Annotated in this window: 22 protein-coding genes; 21 read left to right on the top strand and 1 reads right to left on the bottom strand. The window is 38.9% G+C overall.

Annotated elements, in window-relative coordinates; genetic code table 11:
• Window positions 1-57 precede the first annotated feature (57 nt).
• The 8 genes from FHK87_RS21280 to FHK87_RS21245 all read left to right on the top strand — a co-directional run bounded on the left by FHK87_RS21280 (window position 58) and on the right by FHK87_RS21245 (window position 9,181).
• Window positions 58-1,020: a hypothetical protein gene (locus FHK87_RS21280; protein WP_140596469.1), complete on the top strand. Its 963-nt coding sequence runs from the start codon at window positions 58-60 to the stop codon at window positions 1,018-1,020.
• Between the two features lie 132 nt (window positions 1,021-1,152).
• A complete protein-coding gene (locus FHK87_RS21275) occupies window positions 1,153-2,046 on the top strand; it encodes a hypothetical protein (RefSeq protein WP_140596467.1) in 894 nt (297 codons plus the stop codon).
• A gap of 420 nt (window positions 2,047-2,466) precedes the next feature.
• Window positions 2,467-3,972: a hypothetical protein gene (locus FHK87_RS21270; RefSeq protein WP_226294356.1), complete on the top strand. Its 1,506-nt coding sequence runs from the start codon at window positions 2,467-2,469 to the stop codon at window positions 3,970-3,972.
• Window positions 3,973-4,617: 645 nt separating this feature from the next.
• Entirely contained in the window at window positions 4,618-4,908 is a 291-nt protein-coding gene (locus tag FHK87_RS21265; RefSeq protein ID WP_140596462.1) for a helix-turn-helix domain-containing protein, read from the top strand.
• 28 nt (window positions 4,909-4,936) lie between these two features.
• Window positions 4,937-6,166: a hypothetical protein gene (locus tag FHK87_RS21260; protein WP_140596459.1), complete on the top strand. Its 1,230-nt coding sequence runs from the start codon at window positions 4,937-4,939 to the stop codon at window positions 6,164-6,166.
• Window positions 6,163-6,417: a hypothetical protein gene (locus FHK87_RS21255; protein ID WP_140596457.1), complete on the top strand. Its 255-nt coding sequence runs from the start codon at window positions 6,163-6,165 to the stop codon at window positions 6,415-6,417. Before FHK87_RS21260 ends, FHK87_RS21255 begins: the two co-directional genes overlap by 4 nt.
• A gap of 191 nt (window positions 6,418-6,608) precedes the next feature.
• Window positions 6,609-7,418, top strand: a complete 810-nt coding sequence (locus FHK87_RS21250) for a hypothetical protein (RefSeq protein WP_140596455.1) — start codon at window positions 6,609-6,611, stop codon at window positions 7,416-7,418.
• Between the two features lie 53 nt (window positions 7,419-7,471).
• Entirely contained in the window at window positions 7,472-9,181 is a 1,710-nt protein-coding gene (locus FHK87_RS21245; protein WP_140596452.1) for a DUF262 domain-containing protein, read from the top strand.
• Here FHK87_RS21245 and FHK87_RS21240 read toward each other — a convergent pair.
• On the bottom strand, window positions 9,178-9,348 hold the full coding sequence (locus tag FHK87_RS21240; protein WP_140596450.1) for a helix-turn-helix domain-containing protein: 171 nt from the start codon (window positions 9,346-9,348) through the stop codon (window positions 9,178-9,180). The genes FHK87_RS21245 and FHK87_RS21240 overlap by 4 nt on opposite strands.
• A 198-nt stretch (window positions 9,349-9,546) precedes the next feature.
• Between FHK87_RS21240 and FHK87_RS21235 the strand changes: the two genes are divergently transcribed.
• The 13 genes from FHK87_RS21235 (at window position 9,547) to FHK87_RS21175 (ending at window position 17,830) form a co-directional block, all read left to right on the top strand.
• Entirely contained in the window at window positions 9,547-10,008 is a 462-nt protein-coding gene (locus tag FHK87_RS21235; RefSeq protein WP_140596447.1) for a hypothetical protein, read from the top strand.
• Window positions 10,009-10,136: 128 nt separating this feature from the next.
• Window positions 10,137-10,934 (top strand): hypothetical protein, encoded by a 798-nt coding sequence (locus FHK87_RS21230; RefSeq protein ID WP_140596445.1) that lies wholly within the window; start codon window positions 10,137-10,139, stop codon window positions 10,932-10,934.
• An 11-nt stretch (window positions 10,935-10,945) separates the two neighbouring features.
• Window positions 10,946-12,178: a hypothetical protein gene (locus tag FHK87_RS21225; RefSeq protein WP_140596443.1), complete on the top strand. Its 1,233-nt coding sequence runs from the start codon at window positions 10,946-10,948 to the stop codon at window positions 12,176-12,178.
• Window positions 12,179-12,236: 58 nt separating this feature from the next.
• Window positions 12,237-12,854 (top strand): hypothetical protein, encoded by a 618-nt coding sequence (locus FHK87_RS21220; protein WP_140596441.1) that lies wholly within the window; start codon window positions 12,237-12,239, stop codon window positions 12,852-12,854.
• 167 nt (window positions 12,855-13,021) lie between these two features.
• Window positions 13,022-13,654 (top strand): hypothetical protein, encoded by a 633-nt coding sequence (locus tag FHK87_RS21215; RefSeq protein ID WP_140596438.1) that lies wholly within the window; start codon window positions 13,022-13,024, stop codon window positions 13,652-13,654.
• Between the two features lie 51 nt (window positions 13,655-13,705).
• Window positions 13,706-14,110 (top strand): hypothetical protein, encoded by a 405-nt coding sequence (locus FHK87_RS21210; protein WP_140596436.1) that lies wholly within the window; start codon window positions 13,706-13,708, stop codon window positions 14,108-14,110.
• A 20-nt stretch (window positions 14,111-14,130) separates the two neighbouring features.
• Window positions 14,131-14,652, top strand: coding sequence for a hypothetical protein (locus FHK87_RS21205; RefSeq protein WP_140596433.1), 522 nt, complete (start codon window positions 14,131-14,133; stop codon window positions 14,650-14,652).
• Between the two features lie 20 nt (window positions 14,653-14,672).
• The gene (locus tag FHK87_RS21200) at window positions 14,673-14,981 is read left to right on the top strand and encodes a hypothetical protein (protein WP_140596430.1); all 309 of its coding nucleotides are present in this window, start codon (window positions 14,673-14,675) and stop codon (window positions 14,979-14,981) included.
• Window positions 14,982-14,987: 6 nt separating this feature from the next.
• On the top strand, window positions 14,988-15,326 hold the full coding sequence (locus FHK87_RS21195; protein ID WP_140596428.1) for a hypothetical protein: 339 nt from the start codon (window positions 14,988-14,990) through the stop codon (window positions 15,324-15,326).
• On the top strand, window positions 15,307-16,143 hold the full coding sequence (locus FHK87_RS21190; protein WP_140596426.1) for a hypothetical protein: 837 nt from the start codon (window positions 15,307-15,309) through the stop codon (window positions 16,141-16,143). Before FHK87_RS21195 ends, FHK87_RS21190 begins: the two co-directional genes overlap by 20 nt.
• 46 nt (window positions 16,144-16,189) lie before the next feature.
• Window positions 16,190-16,372 carry a hypothetical protein gene (locus FHK87_RS21185; protein WP_140596423.1) on the top strand — a complete coding sequence of 61 codons (183 nt, stop codon included), beginning with the start codon at window positions 16,190-16,192 and terminating at the stop codon, window positions 16,370-16,372.
• 1 nt (window position 16,373) lies between these two features.
• Window positions 16,374-16,808, top strand: a complete 435-nt coding sequence (locus tag FHK87_RS21180; RefSeq protein ID WP_140596421.1) for a hypothetical protein — start codon at window positions 16,374-16,376, stop codon at window positions 16,806-16,808.
• A 713-nt stretch (window positions 16,809-17,521) separates the two neighbouring features.
• Window positions 17,522-17,830 carry a hypothetical protein gene (locus FHK87_RS21175; protein WP_140596418.1) on the top strand — a complete coding sequence of 103 codons (309 nt, stop codon included), beginning with the start codon at window positions 17,522-17,524 and terminating at the stop codon, window positions 17,828-17,830.
• Window positions 17,831-17,836 lie beyond the last annotated feature (6 nt).

Below are 17,836 nucleotides of genomic sequence, written 5' to 3'. Positions count from 1 at the left end.
TAAGCTTCTATAAAATTTCTGACCAATAGAAACCATCTTTTACGAATTGAATAAAAAATGAGAAAAACCTTAATTTTTATATTGATAGCATTTGCAGGAGCTTTATCTGCACAAAAAAAAACTAGTTTCAAAAACTACATGCCTTTTCAGTATAACAACCTGTGGGGCATCGTAGATTCGTTACAAAATAGCGTTATACAACCTACCTATGAAGATATCAGGATATTAGGAAATTTAGATTATGTTGTCCTTGATGCTGACATCATTTTTGATATTAATACGGGTGAAACTCTAAAAGCACCAGGAGTGTTTAGGAGTAAGATCTTCGTTGAAAAACAAGAGTATTATCATTTTAATACAGAAAAGGGAGCTATATTAATTGATTTTAAAAATCAAGACACTCTAAAACTGCCTTTAAAATATGACGAGTTTAAAAATGTTATATTGTATGATGATATTACCGATAAAGAAAAAGAATATATTATTGGTAAAGAATCATACTATGAATATTTTATATTCAAAAATTCTAAGAAACTACCTCTTGTTATTAAAGAAAAGTTTGATGAACCTAATTTTTTAGTTGATCAAAATACAAAAAAAAGATTATTCTTTACTTACATTAAAAATGCTACTTTATACATTTTTGACTATAACTTAGCGTTGCTTCATTCCTTACCGCAAGATAGCGACATCAAAGAAGTATTAAAGGATCTTACCAAAAAAGTTAATGTCGAAAAATTGATACAGGAGTGTTTTACATGTGTTGAAATAGACTATGTTACCAGCTTCAGTTATGAAGCTAATTTACCAAAACCATTTAGTGTTAGTTATAAGAATAATAGGTTGAATGTTATATATACGAACAAAGAAGGCAAAACTTTTATGGTTGAACCTTATCAAATTCAAGAAGAAACAATAGGCTCTTTAGACTGTATTCAGTTTAATAAAAACACCATAGTAAGAGACTCTAGATTTGTAAAAGCAGGAAAATTAATGTTTCCTAAAAATTTACTGGATTAGGATACAACCATATCTTTTTCTATTTTAAAATTTTTAAGGACAAAAATTATTAAATACTGGTCTTATCTTTAAAATACATTCCAAAATGAGAAATTAGACATAAGTTATTAAATTTGAAGTAGAAGCTTATCCATGAAAAACAAGAATAAGTCATATAAAGAGAAACTTTTTAATAAAGTTTTCGAAGAGATTAAGGATAAGCTGGAGAAGAACTTACCCTTATCTCAAAAGAATAAAAATTGGCTTACTCGACAACGCTTATTATTTGAGAAAAGAACTTATATGAAAGGTATTCTAACACCTGACAGAATAAAGAAATTAGATATCTTGATTCCTCTGTTAGGTAAGGATTGGAGAACTCCACCAATCCAACTTGACCCTTTTGATACTGCAGTTGAAAACGTCAAAAAGACACTAAAATCTGGAGCTGAACTTGATGAAAGACAATCAAAATGGCTCAGAAGTCACAGAGTGTCGTTAGAAAGGAATGCTTCAATATTATCCGAGAAAAGAATAAAAGCTTTAGATAGTCTCACTGAATATCTAGGGTATAGCTGGCGTGATATTGAAGTTTTTAAAAACACCTCCATTTTCAACGATCACTATACGATCATTGTGGCAGCAATCGAGGATGGTAAAGAAATTCCCATTAAAACACAAAAATGGTTACGATCTCAAAAAATGCGTTATGCTGCCCAAAAACATGTGGACATCCCTGCAGAAGAACTAAGGAAATTAAATGAACTTAACACCCTATTAAATTTATCCTGGGAAATCTCTAAGAAATCATCTTTTCTGGAAGAAGCTTTTCAATTAAAAGAAGATATTGAAAAAAGAAAAACTATTGAAAAATGGTTTACAAAAGTAGCTCCTTTTATACAACTGGCCAAGGTCGAACTTAGGTATGGAATACCGAAAGGAACATTACAAAAAGTATATCGATATGGGAGAAAGCTGGATTACAAATGGATTTTAGCATTAGATGACTTTAGAAAGGACATGTTCACTACTGATGAATATTTCTAGACTTTCCGTTTCTTAAATACCAAGTGTTGTGTCTACACTTTTCAGTTAACATCAAAAGTATGAACATTGATTCATCTACTTCTGTAAGGGTGTATTTCACTCATCAAAAGTATGGTTTTTCCTTATTTACTTGTAAATATTAAAAAATCCTAATATTTTTATAAAAGATTTGGATATGTAAAATATGTGATTGCTCGCATCCTACCCTACTGAGCAATGCTTTTTTGCTTTCCGGCTCTTATTTTAAGAAAAGCTGTAAAAAAGTTTAGCAAGTTTTTTGACTCACTAAACTTTTTTGTCGCTTTGGACATAAGCAACCCCGTGGTCCTAGACCAGCTTAGCAAACGAAAAAAGTATTAATTTAATCTCTCTACCAGTATGGAGTACCTCGATGTGTTCTATCATATCTTCCGTGAGGATATGCCCCTTTTAGTCGCTGAGTTTTTACCCAGAGAAAAATATCGAATTTTTCTTGAAAGTTATCATCCTTATCTGTTTACCCATTATACCTGTTGCTTTAAAAAAGAAAATAAGGATAAGTATAGTCTTTTAAAGATAACCGAAACCCCTTTTTATAAGTATGAAACCATAAAAGCCAAGCCGGGATTTATAAAAACCAACCATAAACAAATGGACCAAAGCTTCTTCAATTTCTTAACAGAAACGATAAGCATTGATACAGAAGGATGGAAAGAACTATATATAAAAGAAACAGAAGCGTATATTTTTATTGACCTTTTTGTAAGCAGAAACTATTCTCAGCTATCAGATATTGAGTTATGTTATTACTACTATTTTAAAACCACTCAAACTGCTGCCACTGAAATACGGGATCATTTGCATGAGGTTTATTTTGATGAAAGCTTAAGTGAAAAGCAGCGTAAGATTAAAATCCGTAAGTACCAACACAAGCTTATCTACTACATTGCAATCCTGGAGAAAACATATCTTAAAAAAGATATCCATACCTATTCCTTTATAAAAGAAATGCCACAGGTGTATAAATGCATTCATACTGCTTTGGATTCGCTGATTATTTATATGGAAGAATGTTGTTCCCCTTATTTAGATGATACTGTAAGTATCTCCTATGAACAACGGATCCGGTTTATCAATACCTATTATGATCGCTCCAAACACTTGCTACACCTTTTTAAAGCACAACGCTTGCCCAAAGACATAGAAAAAGAGTTGTGTAAACCTCTACTAAAGATACAATGGGACGATTTATATCCATTTTCTTATAAGCAACGCAGTTACTACAGAACATACATTGATTTATTCATACGCTTATTGACCAAACAGGAAACCCCTAACCACGATGAAATTTACCGTTTGCTTATTGCCCTAAACTTTAATACCCATAATATTGGAAAAGCCATGAGCCATGAATTGATCACCCGCTTGGATCATTTCGATACCGAACAGCAAAAACAAGTATATCTATATAAACAACTGGCAAGGGTAGAAAGTGTACCGGTAACAGCTGAAACACGATATCGACCTGAATTCCCTGGGCTTAAAGGGTATATCATCAACTTTATTCGCCAACAAATCGAAGTATCCTATCAAACTCTGGAAATTGAACAGTGGAATGGCAAGAAAGCTTCAGGATCTGATATTGATGTTAGAGAGGTTGTTGATTCTAAAGTTGTCAAAAGAAGAGTGAACCTTAGTATTCCTGAAATAGCCTTGTTGGGGCGGTTGTTTTCTGAAATAAAAGTGATCAATATAAAGGATAACAAGCAACAATATTTTAAGTTTCTCTCACAAATTTATACCTCAAGGGACAATACCGATATTTCAGAACATAGTATTAAAAATGCGTTCTACTCCAGTTCTGATACTACCCTTGAAAACGTAGAACGGGTATTAATTAGAATGCTTAATACCCTTCAAAAACTGAAGGCTTCAGCTTCTCGCTAAAAAATGATCATAAAGAGCATATCACATCCAACTTATACTTTGGATATATATGCTCTTTTAATACTTCAAAAGGACGTATTTTCTTTTGTTTTTTAATGGATACACCGGACTAAGTAGACCGCTCAAAATTCAGAAAAGATATGGAAACACCTACGCTGTCATTCTGTTTGATATTGACCCCTTCTTGATATTATATTTTGCTTTTATTCTAACCACTTTTATCATCAAAATACAGCTAGCAAGTGTTAATTTTTTAACAACCTCTGAAACCCCCAGTATTTATAGGGGTTGCATTTCAGTGCGGTATTTAACGGTTTTACTGGGGTTCCCAGCCTTTTTTTATAGATCATAAATTTTTTTTCTGTCATTTAGTGTCATTTAGTGAATTGCAGCTAAATGCTTAAATATTTCATATACAGTCATTTAACTTAATTTTTCAAGGGGTTGCGCAACCCCTGCGCACTACATTCACGTTTGTTTTTTTGTTTTCTTTATTCCGGAGCTGTTGAAAGGTGAATCCCGAAAGATCAAGTTCGGGATATATAATTGCAGTAGGATCCATTTTTTAAAGACTGCAACCAGTAAATAACGTGCCTTTCTTCACTCTTTTCAAACATGTAGAACAGTATTAAATCATATAGCACAATGGAAGTCATTGTATTTGAAAAAGAAACCTATTTCAAACTCATGGAAGAAACCATGACCCTTATGTACAAGGTTATTGAAGAAAAACATAAAGAAGCGATCGCCAACGCAGAAGAAGAAAAAGAGTTCTTGACCACAAAAGAAGCCTTGAAGTTGATGGGCTTAAAGAGTAAGACCAGGCTCTATGCCCTTAGGGATCAGAAAATCATAGAATACTATCAGCATGGTAGACGAAAACTATATTCCAAGAAAAGTATCATTGCCTATCTCAATGGTCAAAAAATTACCTAATCGTATACAACATTTAAAAAATATGCATATGAATACCAACGATACAGCCCCTTTACGTCCCCATTATGATTTTGGGAGTATTTTTAAAGCCACAAAAGTATTTATAGACCGATACAATGAGCAGCATGATCGATTGACCGAACGCTTGAACGCCAATCACAGAGCCACAGCAGAATTGATCACTCGCCTATATGCCCAACAACTCAATAAAGCCATTTCTTTAGGAGAGGATGTCAGTACCTCCCTCCCAGGGTTTAAAACCTTTAATCCGAGCTTAGCGTCCTGTAAAGGATGTACGGTTCGAACGATCATTAATCACAAAGAACGCTTAAAAGCTTCAGGCTTTATTATCAAAGAGATACATAGAGGAAAAACAGGGATAGAACTCTGGATCAACCCACAGATATTTGCCCCCAAAAAGATGTCAACACACCATGTGGATATGCAACCTGTACTTGAACAAATACAAGCTGTTTCTGAGCATAAAGTGAAAAATTTACCCCCATTAGTTCATGAACAACAAGAACAAAAGAATAATAATAGCAGTGTGGATACCTTGATAACTCCAAAGAAAGGAGTTCGCCTATCGGCTCACAGCGCAAAAAATAACTCCGTTACAGGAACAGGACATGAACAAGACATGAACACGAGGGAAAGCCGAACTTCTGACTCAAAAAAACAAACCCGGGGCGCGAAAAAATCGTCTCAAAAAGAGTCAGAGTCGGCTTTTTTATTGCAATTAGTGCGAGATTTTTGGAGCTATGCGAAACTGGTGTTGTTTGCAGAACTGCTCCTGAGCGAGCCTGAAGAGAAAGAAATCCTCAATAACATCTGGGCCTCGGTATATCGAAAATTCAAAATCAAAGGCAGCAAAGAGGACTGGAAAGGCTATCAGGATATCTTGTACAAACGAGTAGATATGGTTGCCCGATACCTGGAGCGTAACCCAAATCGATGGATTGCTCCACCGCATCTGTATTTCCATCCTGAAAACAAGCGTAATGGGTTTAATAAAACCTACGAATGGTTTATCAGGCAGGAATTGCTTAAAAAATCCATTCGTAATCAAATCTTAATCCAGAATACCGAAAAAGAATGGGAAGATCACAATCAGGGAAAAGGAAGGCACAAGCATAAAAGTCGTTTACAGCTTTTTAGGATACAACAGCAACGCTTATCTACCTTCAAAGACGATGCACTACTGCGTGCTTATGAGAAAAGTTTACAGCGGACCCTGTTAAAACCTGCTACAAAATGATCGTTCCCAATTTGGCCAATACCGCACTTTTTAAATGCATTGTATATTTTCATGATGGGGAATCCAGAACGTTTTATTCTTTAGATAAAAGCCATAAACGGGCGAAACCCAACGAGGCTCTAGGAATACGGAGATTAGAAAAAATGCTGATGATTCGTTTCAGAGGGACATGGGAGACTGCGATTATCTATGAAAATCTCCCTAAAGGAAAGGAAATTGCGAAATATAAAAATGGTATTCGAGTGCTGTAACTCTTGTAAACATTTTTGTAAACACGAGATAGTATTTAAATGTAATTTCATGGTTAATCCTAATGAAAATAAGGACTAACGTAAAATAGTACTCATTGCATGAAGTAAACGTATTCATCGAAATATGTATTAATTCTTTATTTTAATTTCTGAATTCTTATTTTTGAACTCTCTCTTAAAACCAACCAAATATGATCAGAAAAGAAAAGTTCTGGAAAATTAAATCTGAGATTGATACTGCCATAGAAGAAGCCTTTGAGTATGCAAAGAATCACGAAAAAAACGAAAATGATTTTATTCTTTTTTTAGGAAATGCAGAATACAAAAAGTCTTACGAAAATAAAAACGTAAGTCCTTATTTTATTGATGATCGAGAAAACTTTTATAAGGATGATGAACGACTTAAATTTCTTAACGGTTATATTGCAAGAAAATACAACTTCACTGTCGGAAAACTATCTGTTCCGGAAGTCATAACTTTAGAGCTGATGGTATACACCCATACTTGGGAATCCAAGCCCTATTTACGACTTTTAAAAAAGTTAGCCAATTTGTGCGAAGGTCTAGATTATGATTGGGATGTTAAGATTCCCGACTATAAAAAATATGAATACATACAAGAAGGTATCGGAAGTGTTTTCGCAAATCAAGGATTAAAAATTGCTGATATTATTGCTGAAGGGTATCATTCTTCCTTAAGAAATGCTTTTGCCCATTCCGAGTACGTGTTTAATAGCAATCATTCAGAGCTTATATTAACTAATTATAAAGGGAATAATTGGGAAATTGAGAACATAAATTATCATGACTGGTCTCTAAAATTTTGGTATTCCGCATTACTTTGTCAGTCTTTTAATCGCATATTCAAAGAGCAAAGAACTGATTTAGCATATGGTCAACAAAAGTATGCATGCAAGTTAAAAAGTAAAGATGGACAAGAAAGAAACGGATTTGTTGTCTATGATGATACAAAAGATGCTTTTACAGCCACATTATCCTAACTAAGGTATTTAACGATCTATTACACTACATCACATCACTAACATCAAAATTTATGGACGCAAGCAAAAAGACCATCAATGATATTTTCAATGGTAATCGAGTACTGGAAATCCCTTTTTTCCAAAGAGCTTATGTATGGGGGAAACCACAATGGGAGCGATTATTAATGGATATGGAATATGTAAGCCTTTTAAATAAACCCTATTTTCTCGGTTCAGTTATTTTAAAACAACAATCCACGGACACCAGCAGGAATTTTGGTGATGTTCGCACTTTAATTGATGGGCAACAACGACTTACTACATTATCGATATTCTTCAAAGTATTATGTTTAAAAACTAATCAAAACACATCTTTTGATCGGGTTTTTAAATTAATCAATAATGATATTGCTTTATACCATAATCATAATGATATTGAATCTTTTACAAGAATACTCCAATTAGATACGGAAGAGGTCTTAGAAGGTACAGATGCCATTACAGAGGCATATCATTATTTCAAAAGGTTTGTCATGCCCGATAAATTAAATTTTAATAAAATATTGAACAATCTCACATTTGTTGGTATTGATCTTGCTTTTGATGAAGATGAACAGAAGATTTTTGATACCATTAATTCTTTGGGGGTGCGTTTGACTACAGCAGAATTATTGAAAAATCATCTCTTTACAAGAGATGATGTAGATACCTATAACAATAATTGGAAGGATATTTTTGAAAAAGATGAGGAAACCAGAGCATTTTGGGATAAGGAGGTTATGACCGGACGCCTAAGAAGACAAAATATTGATCTTTTCTTTTATTCCTTGCTCCAGATTAAAATTCAGGATCCAAACCTAAAAGTAAGTTCTGAAGATAAAAATATATTTTCTAGAGTGGAAGGATTGTTCAATTCTTATAAAAGATTCATTGCTGTATATAATATCGAAAAAGAGGTACTCATCCAGGAAATTAAACAATATGCATTACTCTATAAAAGGAATTTTAATTTTAATATTGTAAGAGAAGAGTTGAGTCATCAGTCCGGGATGGATCGAATTAATATGATCATTTTTGGGTTGGATAATACAACCTTGTTTCCTTATATCTTGTATGTCTTAAAAGAAGTAACTGATCAGGATAAACGAAATGAATTGTTTGAATATTTAGAGACATACATTATGCGAAGAATTGTGTGTCGCACTTCAAACAAGAATTACAATCAACTTTTTTCAGATCGTTTCATTGCAAATCGCTTACTGGATAAGGAACAACTTAAATTATTTATAGAAAAACGATCTGACAAGGTTAACTTTATGCCTAACAATGATGATTTAAAGACTGCATTTCATGAGTCGAAACACACTAACAAGCAAAGTGCAGGGATCCTCTATATGATTGAGTCTAAAATCCGTAATAAAGCACGTCACTCTACTGCTCTTTTAGGATTAAACCGATACAGTTTAGAACATATTATGCCTAAAAAATGGGAAAACCACTGGAATACTGTTGCTACTGAAGATGAATTAAAGTTCAGAAATAAAAAATTACTTACTCTTGGTAATCTTACTATCATAACGACTTCGTTAAATGCTTCTATTAGAGATGCCAGCTGGGATGTCAAAAGAGAAGGTCGAAATACAAAAAATGGATTAAAGCAGTTTGCAACCGGGATTGAAACCTTCGGAACCTTTATTGATGAACCGGAATGGAATGAAGAAGTAATAGCAAGACGAGCAAATTATTTATATGAACAAGCAAAAAATATATGGACAATTTAATCATGAACCCCAAACGCTTTAAACACCATTCGTACCTCATAGGGGTACAATAATTGTCTTCTTCCGGTATCCAATCCTTCAATTTCCTTCATTTTTCTGCGTAAGGTCTGCCTACTGATGCCTAAAAATGCACTTAATTCTTGTTTGGTTTTAAAGGTAAACTGCATATCCTATTGTCATTTAATGTGAGTTAATGTCTATTTATGTCATCAAGAGTTCCAATAGCTGAAATTACGCATCGTTACCTCTCGAACACCTTTAAATTACTACAATTTTTATAAAAAACAACTTTTATTTTTCAAGGCGTAACATCCGTTTTGACCCCTCTTTTTTTTGGTAGTTCTTTACTTAAAAAAACAAAGGATATGCTCAAATGGATTGCCGGAGGACTGGCTGCTTTTTTTTCGATTCGGTACTTATCTCGATTGCATCGGGCCAGTACCAATATTACCTCCCGTATTCGGGTGAGTATCCATAAGATTACCCTTACGGGCATCGAACTTACCGCATCGGTTCAAATCCAAAACCCAAATCCCATTGCTTTACGATTACAACATCCTTTTGTCAAGGTGTTGTTCAATGATCGATTGCTGGGAAGCTCTACCATTGAGAACAGGGTTATTGTCATTGAGCAGAATAGTCAAAAAGACTTTAGCTTGCGGATCCAATCCGCAGGATGGTTAACCCTAATCCAGATATTAGGCACCAAGGTGGCTCAGGATATCCGCTCGGCAACACCTATTCAGCTTCCACTTCAAACACAAATCATCACCCGGGTCAATGGGTTGCCCTATGAGCAAACCGACCAGGTAACCTTACAGGTATAATGCAGGCACAAACGAAAAGACATATCCGTTCAGGGCGATCCTACAGTTCCCTTTTTCCGGCAAGCTCCGGGAATGACACTGTGATTGTGAGTTCCGGGAAGGCACGATTAGAAGACACCTTACAACTGATGCAAAAGGTCATTGCAGAAACGCTTGCCGATACTGCCCTTTTAGCCAAACAACTAGAGGCTTCAGATCGCTATACCACCTGTAAGAATATTTGGGATTTTGTATATACCCATATCCAATACAAAATGGATGCTACAGGGATTGAACAAGTACGTCGTCCATCCCGTACCTGGGCAGACCGTAGCTCAGGAGTAGACTGTGATTGCTATACCGTTTTTATCGGCAGTATCCTCGCAAACTTAGGCATTCCCTTTACCATGCGGATTACCAAATATGGAGGTAAACACCATTTCCAGCATGTCTATCCTATTGTTCCCATTGAAGGCGGGCATCTAACCATAGACTGTGTGGCAGATCGCTTTAACCATGAAGTCCGATATTCCGAAAAGAAAGACATTCTTCCGGATGGCCCGATTGCCTTACAAGGGATAGCAGGATTAAGTGGCGTGGATCATCTTGCCATTGCTTCCGATGCATTAGGACATTCTGAACTTCCGTTACGGACCTTGATCCGACCAAAAGCGGTTTCCACTTGTATTCCCCAGCAACGTATCCACAAAAGCAACAAGCAAAAACGAAATACCCATGGAAGGACTGCCTCTCCATATCGATTTGACAGTATGCATAACCAAAGAAAGATGAAACACAACAAGGATTTTGACTGGCTTAATTTTTTAATCATTTCAGGGATTTCTGTCGCTGCCGGAGTTGGGGTCATCCGATTGCTGACCCAACCAAAAAAAGCCTCAAAGCGCAAACGAAAAATAAACACTAAAAAAACAGGTAGAACACCTTAAAGTATGATGATATGGAACTACACCGATTAGATGGCTTCGATGCCACAGGACTAGATGATATTGATATCCAAGACCCTATGATGGGGAGTGTGCCGGGATTTGCAGCACAGCCCGACATTGCCTATGAAATCCTTGATGAAGAAGGCAATGTAATCCTATATGCCGATGCTGAGGAGAACATTTATGTCATTGATGGATTACAAGGCTTCTTTAAAAAAATAGGCAGGGGCTTAAAGAAATTTGCTAAGAAAGTGGGTAAAAAAGTGGTTCGCCCTGTGGTCAGAACTTTTAACCGCTTTTTAAACCCTGCTACGATTTTACTGCGGAATGGATTTTTACTGGCGATGAAGATTGACATGATGAAAGTAGCCCGCAGGCTTCGGTTTGGATACCTCAGTGAAGCCCAGGCTCGAAAGATGGGCATTAACATGAGTAAGTTCAGAAAGCTGCGTAAAGCAGTAGAACGGGCAGAGCGAATTTACCGTACTGCAGGGGGACGTGGCAGGAACCTTAGAAAAGCCATCCTGAAAGGGAAAGGTAATAAAGACCGGAAAGTCCCTTTAAGCGGATTTACCATTGGAAGTATTGACACCGAACCTGAGCTTTACAATGACCCTTTTGAAAAGTTTGTAGTGGAAGCCGATATCGATACCATCGAATCGTTTATGAACCAGGAATTCGAAGTGGATGGTTTGGGGGCTGTGGCTACGGGAACTGCTACTGCTGCTGCCAGTGGTGCAGTGGCAGGAGTGGCTTCTATCCTCAATAAGATCGGAAATATCTTTGGCGCTGCTCAGCAGGTCAAGCAGCGTGCCCAAACCCTTTTTCAAAAACCGAGAAGAACAACTCCACGACTTCCTGCGCCCATTCGAACCAGTACATATCGTCCTCCTTCCACGATTCGAAGGCGGATCACAAGGCGTGCTGCTCCAGCAGTAATTACGACCAACACTCCGATTACTCCAAAATCCAATACAGACAAGCCGGGCTTTTTTGAAAAAAATAAGACTGCACTATTGGTTTTGGGAGGACTTGCTGTGGTAGGTACCGGGGTGGCGATTGCGATGAAATCCAATACAAAAAAGCGTGCACAGCCGATTTCAGGAACTCCCCGAAAACGAAAGAGAAAAGCCCCTTCACGAGATGCATTGGGCAGGTTTACCAAAAGCGGTAGGACGAGCAGCAAGCGCAGTACTGCCCAAAGAAAAGCCCCGGAGAAATTAGTACCTAAGGCCTTACTATAAATCAATTATAAATGAATAACGGTTTCTGTAGGTACAGACACCATAAATAAGTATAATAATGAGAACAAAAGCAAATGCAAAAGATAGCCTGCTGGAAGTAGGCAAACATCTGACCACCGGCGTATTAGGCATGGTGGCAGGATCCGCAGTAGGCCGATATTCCCTCGCCCTTGGTGCGCTGACCATCTTCGGGGGTGCCTACTATGGAAAAGACTGGATTATTTCCTCAGGGGTCGGCATGGCCTTTTCCAATGGGTTCAGTAAAAGAAATCCAACCACCAATGGCATTGATGGGATCAAGGATGAATTGGACGAAGCCAAAGACAGGGCAGTCACTTCTTTAAAAGCCATCGGGAAAAAACTGTACCTCGATAAGCTATCCCCATCAATGGCGCAAAAGTTATCCCTTGGAAATATAGAAGACCGCCCGTTGGTCTTTATGGGATCGGATATTGCCGATGAAGGGGATTTTGATACCAGCGAGGTAGACGAGATCATCCAGAAGATCGAAGCCGGAGAACCTATCCCCACCGCAGATATCCATGACGATTATATCGAAGGGATGGAAGGCACTATATCGGATATGGGGGATATTGATGGCATGGATATCGGAAATATCGATAGTCTCGAACTACATGGGGCTGAAGATATCTCCGAACTCAATGCAGTGGCCTAATGAAATAAGAAGTACGAAGTATCAAGTATATAGTACAAAGTAAGAAGTACGAAATATGACAGTACAAAGTAAGAAGTTCTGAGTACAAAAAATACTCATTACTCTGTACTCACTACTTAATACTAATCACTCACTACGCTGTACTAAAAAACTAAATCATAAAAAAAATGGAAACAATGAAAAAAAGTTCAAGAGCACAATTTTTAGAGATTGTGAATGCCCATCTCTCTTTAAGGGATCAGGCGAAGAAATTTGACCCTGCGATGGTCAAGGTGGCTACCGGGATTAAGGAAGGCCGATTACAACTGGCGGATGCCGCCTATTATTCGATCAAGTTTGCCGGCAATAAAGCCAATATTGATATGTTCGAGACCCAAGACGCCAAAGAAACCGGGATTACCAATGTCACCCAGGCCAAGCTTCAGAAGGATCGGTTATTCCTTTGTAATCGGATCATCCTATTGGCTGCAGAAATTGAAGGCGACCTTCCCGGGAGTGATTCCGAACTTAAAAGGCTGATCAAGCAAACCAATTTTGACAGCATTAAAAAAGTAGGTGGACTGCAAAACGGGGTCTTTTCCTTAATTGCCAATAAGAAGATCATCATCGATGAACGTCCGATGCAAGAATTTGCCACCGATGGAAATACCACCATCAATCTAGGGACCTACTTTTTAGAATCCCCACGCTTTATTCGTGACGATGAGGAGTTTGAATTCAATATCGAGCTGGGCGATGATGCCCCGGACAATGCCCTGATTAAGGTCGTTCTTGCCGGCACCGTTACCGTACCGGCATAGATAGCCGATAATCAGCAATAAGAACTCTTATACATGACTAAAATAGATTCGATGAATACTGTAGCAACATCAGATACCAAAGAAACCAGGGTGACCTTTTCTTTTCCCGTAACCAAAGCCAATGGGCTGTCCACCACTAGTGGGTTGGAACTCCCCAAACATACCCAATCCGTTCGGGGGTTACAACTGACTTCGAACTATCCTGACAAGCTGTATTACCGAGGCAGTCAACGCATTGAGATTGGAGGGGAAGAACTCTTCCCTGAAGGATTTGACAGCAAGATTTTAATGTCTTCATTAAGTGTTGCCCCCAGGGAACGCTTCTTTGAGCTGGGTGATGTGTTACCGGGAGATTTGTCCATAAAGGTACGCTTTCAGGATAAAGACCATAGCAAGGCTGTATTTGGGGATGGCTATACGGTAACGCTGATCATTCTTATTGAAGAGAAACGATAACTATTAGAAATAGATCAATCATGAAATGTAAGCTGCCTTCAAGCAATAAAACAGCAACCTCCGGGTTATGGGTACGTAGGAAGTTTGTGCCTATCCAATTGACTATTCACAGGGAGAACCAATTTGTAAACGCATCGGCCAAACTTCCTTTTACCACAGCAAAAGTCATTGGAGTGCTTCCTGTGGTTCAAGTAGAACAAGATTGTTCCGATACGCCTGTCCCTCCCCGTTTGTATTATGGATTGTCAGATGCCTTAGTAGACGATGATCGTTTTTTACAGCTGAGTACCGGAACGGAATATACCACAACCCCTCCGGATGCCACCTTATCAAGAGACATCTATTCCGGCTTGTATTGGTATTATGCCCATCCCGCAACAGACACCTTTCCTTATCTGTACGAAGATGATTTTATGGATCAGCTTACAGACCCTAAAATCATTGAAGTCCTACAGGAAGGACAATGTACCCCTGTAGAATATTACCTCTGGAGCGGGCCTTTTATCGGCTATGTACTGATTACCCATAACGAATACACCTAATAAAAAACCGTATCAACATCATGATTTTAGGAACCCTGACCTTGCTTCAAAAAAGCGGGATCATCTATAAAAACCACAGTCTTGAAACCGAAGGTTCGTTTTCAGAGGCCATCGCTACAGCATTGCAACCGGAAGAACCTGCTTTGTTATCAACGCCTCCTGAGCAGTATCGGGTCATTCCCATTGATGCTTCAGAAGATACCGATTATATCAATGTCCTGTTTGAAGATCAAGGCAAAGCCCAATATCCTTATACGGTAACCATATGGGTATTGACCGAAGCCCTGCCGGAGCCATTGCTAGAAACGAATGATGTCATACTAAAATAATACCGGATGAGAGAAGATTTTGCCCTGCATTATGCAGACCGAAGAGCCAAAGAACGGGGGTATGATGCCTACAGGATTGTATATCGTGAATTTGTCATCCCTGCGATGGGCAGCCTGAAGTTTCAGGCGTATAATGAACTGTGGCTGGTCACCCATATCGATTGGGGGCTGATGGTCAAATCAGACTATGGGCGGTACGACCATTGGTATACCAAAGAAATCCGGGAGAATGCCCATGAGCATGGAGACCGTATTGAGATTGTCAATACCCGAAAATACCAACGGAAAATCCGTTTTCTACAAGTGATCTTAAAAACCAATACCGATGATGGAAGCAAGACCTAAAAAACCGGGATCCGTTCGGCTCAATACGGCCCAATATGCAGAGATGGACCGTTTGGGATTTGATAATGAAAGTGCCTATGTGAAATATAAGATGGAACAGGGGCAATCCAAGCTAGAGGTCTTAAAAACTCCATCGGGCGATTCTGCTGTCAGAACCTTGCCGGTGGTTCCTGAAAAGGCACAGGGTGTGGTGGCAGATCAGCTGACCATACAACGCTTATCGATGGAAAACCGCAACCTTCAAAAGCAATTGGAGCAACTGCGCAATAGCAATGAAGAAACCCTGAATGGAGTACATCATAAGGTGCATGCCCTTTTGCAAGAAGAACTGCAAAAACGAGATACCGAAACCCTCAAAACTGCACATGCGGAAGCCAAAAAGCAGATCGGACATTTGGAACAACAGCTTGCAAAAGCACAAAAAGAAACGGATGTCAAGCAGGAAGAAATCAAAGCTTTGGTTAAAAAGCTGGGATTTGTGGAATTAGGAAAAGCCCTCCTTCCCGGGGCGATCTCCGGATTAGCCAAGCAGTACCCCAAACAAATGAAGGGGATCGCAGGCACACTGGGAAGGTTGGGGCTTTCCGATCCACAACCCGAAGAAGCACCCCTCGATGAGGAACAGCAACACTGGCTACACATCATCAGCTATCTCAAGGAGCTGTGTACTGAAGAGCAATGTGACCAATTGGTACAACTGCTGGTCCGCTTAGGAGAGCAGCTTAAAGACGATGATCAATTGCTGCAGAAGCTGCATTACTATCTCTCTCAATTGCAAAAGGCTTCCTCTGCCCCCAAAGAGGATCCTGAACATTAATTTTTAATACCGTTTCCCTTTGGGGAGGGAGCAAATATCGATCATTATGAAAGCACCCATTACCACACATATTGAAGTCAGCAGCGTAGCTGAAGCACATCAGGTCCAAAAGGCTTTTGAAACCATGAACCGACATTTTGGGGCTAAAGGCATTATCCATATGGAACAGCTGTTCTTAAAAGATGCCTTTATCCGAAATCTGGTTAAAATGAAAATCAAGACGAAATAAAATGGCAGTTCCTGCAGCAGCACTTGCGATGCAAGCGATACAAAACCGACCCAAAGTAAAGGTCAATGTGAGCAAAGATGTGACCACAGTACTCCTTGCCGGAAGCCTGGGGGTCGGAGTGTTTTTTGCTGCATGGGTACTGGCGAAAAAATGGAAACGCAACCGAAGGGAAGTCAATGCCCTGCAACCGGGGAATCCTGCAAATTATGCGATCCGCCTAAAGCTGGCGTTTGAGAACGACAAGCCTTTTGGATGGGGAACCGATGAAGAAGCAGTTTTTCAAACCTTGGAAGAAATCCCCTCCGATGCCATGCGCAGAAAAGTAGAACGTGCCTATAAAGATTTATATGGGAGTCACCTCTCGGCAGATTTGATGGATGAACTCACCACTCAGGAGTTTGCCATTGCACAAGAAATTATCAATTCAAAAACATAATACCTATGGAATCTAAAACCATAAAAAGACGACCTGAACCCAAAACGCAGTCTTCCTTATCCCGAAAAAACATGCTGATGTATGGCTTGGGGGGAGGATTGGTACTTGGAATTGGTTATTTGGCATATACGTATTTTAAAAACCGAAAAGCCGGTCAGCGAAGCATCCAACAACCCATCCCCCCAATTACACAACACCCTATTACCCGGCGTCCCATTACCCAACGCCCAATCATGACCAAACCCTTATTACCAAGAGGTTCGAGCAATCAATTCCCGATACGCAGAGGCGCAAGGGGATCACTGGTCGAGATGATCCAAAAAGCCCTCTTAGCCAAAGGAGGACGAGCCGCAATGATCATCAGAGAAACCAGTTTCAGAGGAGGGAAAGTTGATAGGGTTTTTGGAAAAGGTACTGAAAGGGCCTTACGAGCAGCAGGACTGCCTTCTGTGCTGACCCAAACCCAATTTACCGCATTAGTGGGAAAGCAAACCTCCGGGTTTAATGCTTCAGGGATTGCAAGGGAGCTGATCAGTGCTGCCAACAAACGTAACCTCTTTGGAGTGTTGGGAGGACTTAAAAAGATTAGTACTGTATCCCAATACAAACAGGTCAGCAGCTTTTTTCAGAATGTACGCATTTTAGGGGTACGGGTGACCTCCCTTGTCAATGCCTTGCTTAGTGTAGCATTTAAGAATAAAACTCTGGAAAAGGTGAAAATACGGACGGAGTTCCGAAGGATGGGATTGCAACAAAATGCTAAGGGCATCTGGTTCATTCCGGGAATCAATGGTTTTGGGAATATCGATGCTTTGGATCAGGATATCGATCAGGAATGGAATCTTGCCATTGTAGAATATCCGACTGTACTTCAGGCTACCGATGGATCCTATATTCTGCCTGAATTAGCTCCGGACACCGTAGTGGGGTATATCACAGGTAACAAAGGGAGCATGACCCAAATCCTAACCCAGTCGGGAGAAACTGTATTGGCTCCTACTGCTAATTTATCCTATGTGTAATTTTAA

This window comes from Aquimarina algicola (genome assembly GCF_006443095.1).
In the GTDB taxonomy this organism is placed as follows: domain Bacteria; phylum Bacteroidota; class Bacteroidia; order Flavobacteriales; family Flavobacteriaceae; genus Aquimarina; species Aquimarina algicola.
This window is presented reverse-complemented; position numbering and strand designations above follow the sequence as displayed.

Bases quoted from the DNA above. Each gene is read 5' to 3' on its own strand.
- FHK87_RS21250 (WP_140596455.1), top strand. From the start codon at position 6,609: ATGATCAGAAAAGAAAAGTTCTGGAAAATTAAATCTGAGATTGATACT.
- FHK87_RS21195 (WP_140596428.1), top strand. From the start codon at position 14,988: ATGAGAGAAGATTTTGCCCTGCATTATGCAGACCGAAGAGCCAAAGAA.
- FHK87_RS21255 (WP_140596457.1), top strand. From the start codon at position 6,163: ATGATCGTTCCCAATTTGGCCAATACCGCACTTTTTAAATGCATTGTA.
- FHK87_RS21280 (WP_140596469.1), top strand. From the start codon at position 58: ATGAGAAAAACCTTAATTTTTATATTGATAGCATTTGCAGGAGCTTTA.
- FHK87_RS21265 (WP_140596462.1), top strand. From the start codon at position 4,618: ATGGAAGTCATTGTATTTGAAAAAGAAACCTATTTCAAACTCATGGAA.
- FHK87_RS21215 (WP_140596438.1), top strand. From the start codon at position 13,022: ATGGAAACAATGAAAAAAAGTTCAAGAGCACAATTTTTAGAGATTGTG.
- FHK87_RS21230 (WP_140596445.1), top strand. From the start codon at position 10,137: ATGCAAAAGGTCATTGCAGAAACGCTTGCCGATACTGCCCTTTTAGCC.
- FHK87_RS21210 (WP_140596436.1), top strand. From the start codon at position 13,706: ATGAATACTGTAGCAACATCAGATACCAAAGAAACCAGGGTGACCTTT.
- FHK87_RS21185 (WP_140596423.1), top strand. From the start codon at position 16,190: ATGAAAGCACCCATTACCACACATATTGAAGTCAGCAGCGTAGCTGAA.
- FHK87_RS21190 (WP_140596426.1), top strand. From the start codon at position 15,307: ATGATGGAAGCAAGACCTAAAAAACCGGGATCCGTTCGGCTCAATACG.
- FHK87_RS21270 (WP_226294356.1), top strand. From the start codon at position 2,467: ATGCCCCTTTTAGTCGCTGAGTTTTTACCCAGAGAAAAATATCGAATT.
- FHK87_RS21245 (WP_140596452.1), top strand. From the start codon at position 7,472: ATGGACGCAAGCAAAAAGACCATCAATGATATTTTCAATGGTAATCGA.
- FHK87_RS21235 (WP_140596447.1), top strand. From the start codon at position 9,547: ATGCTCAAATGGATTGCCGGAGGACTGGCTGCTTTTTTTTCGATTCGG.
- FHK87_RS21180 (WP_140596421.1), top strand. From the start codon at position 16,374: ATGGCAGTTCCTGCAGCAGCACTTGCGATGCAAGCGATACAAAACCGA.
- FHK87_RS21220 (WP_140596441.1), top strand. From the start codon at position 12,237: ATGAGAACAAAAGCAAATGCAAAAGATAGCCTGCTGGAAGTAGGCAAA.
- FHK87_RS21240 (WP_140596450.1), bottom strand. From the start codon at position 9,348: ATGCAGTTTACCTTTAAAACCAAACAAGAATTAAGTGCATTTTTAGGC.
- FHK87_RS21205 (WP_140596433.1), top strand. From the start codon at position 14,131: ATGAAATGTAAGCTGCCTTCAAGCAATAAAACAGCAACCTCCGGGTTA.
- FHK87_RS21200 (WP_140596430.1), top strand. From the start codon at position 14,673: ATGATTTTAGGAACCCTGACCTTGCTTCAAAAAAGCGGGATCATCTAT.
- FHK87_RS21260 (WP_140596459.1), top strand. From the start codon at position 4,937: ATGAATACCAACGATACAGCCCCTTTACGTCCCCATTATGATTTTGGG.
- FHK87_RS21275 (WP_140596467.1), top strand. From the start codon at position 1,153: ATGAAAAACAAGAATAAGTCATATAAAGAGAAACTTTTTAATAAAGTT.
- FHK87_RS21225 (WP_140596443.1), top strand. From the start codon at position 10,946: ATGGAACTACACCGATTAGATGGCTTCGATGCCACAGGACTAGATGAT.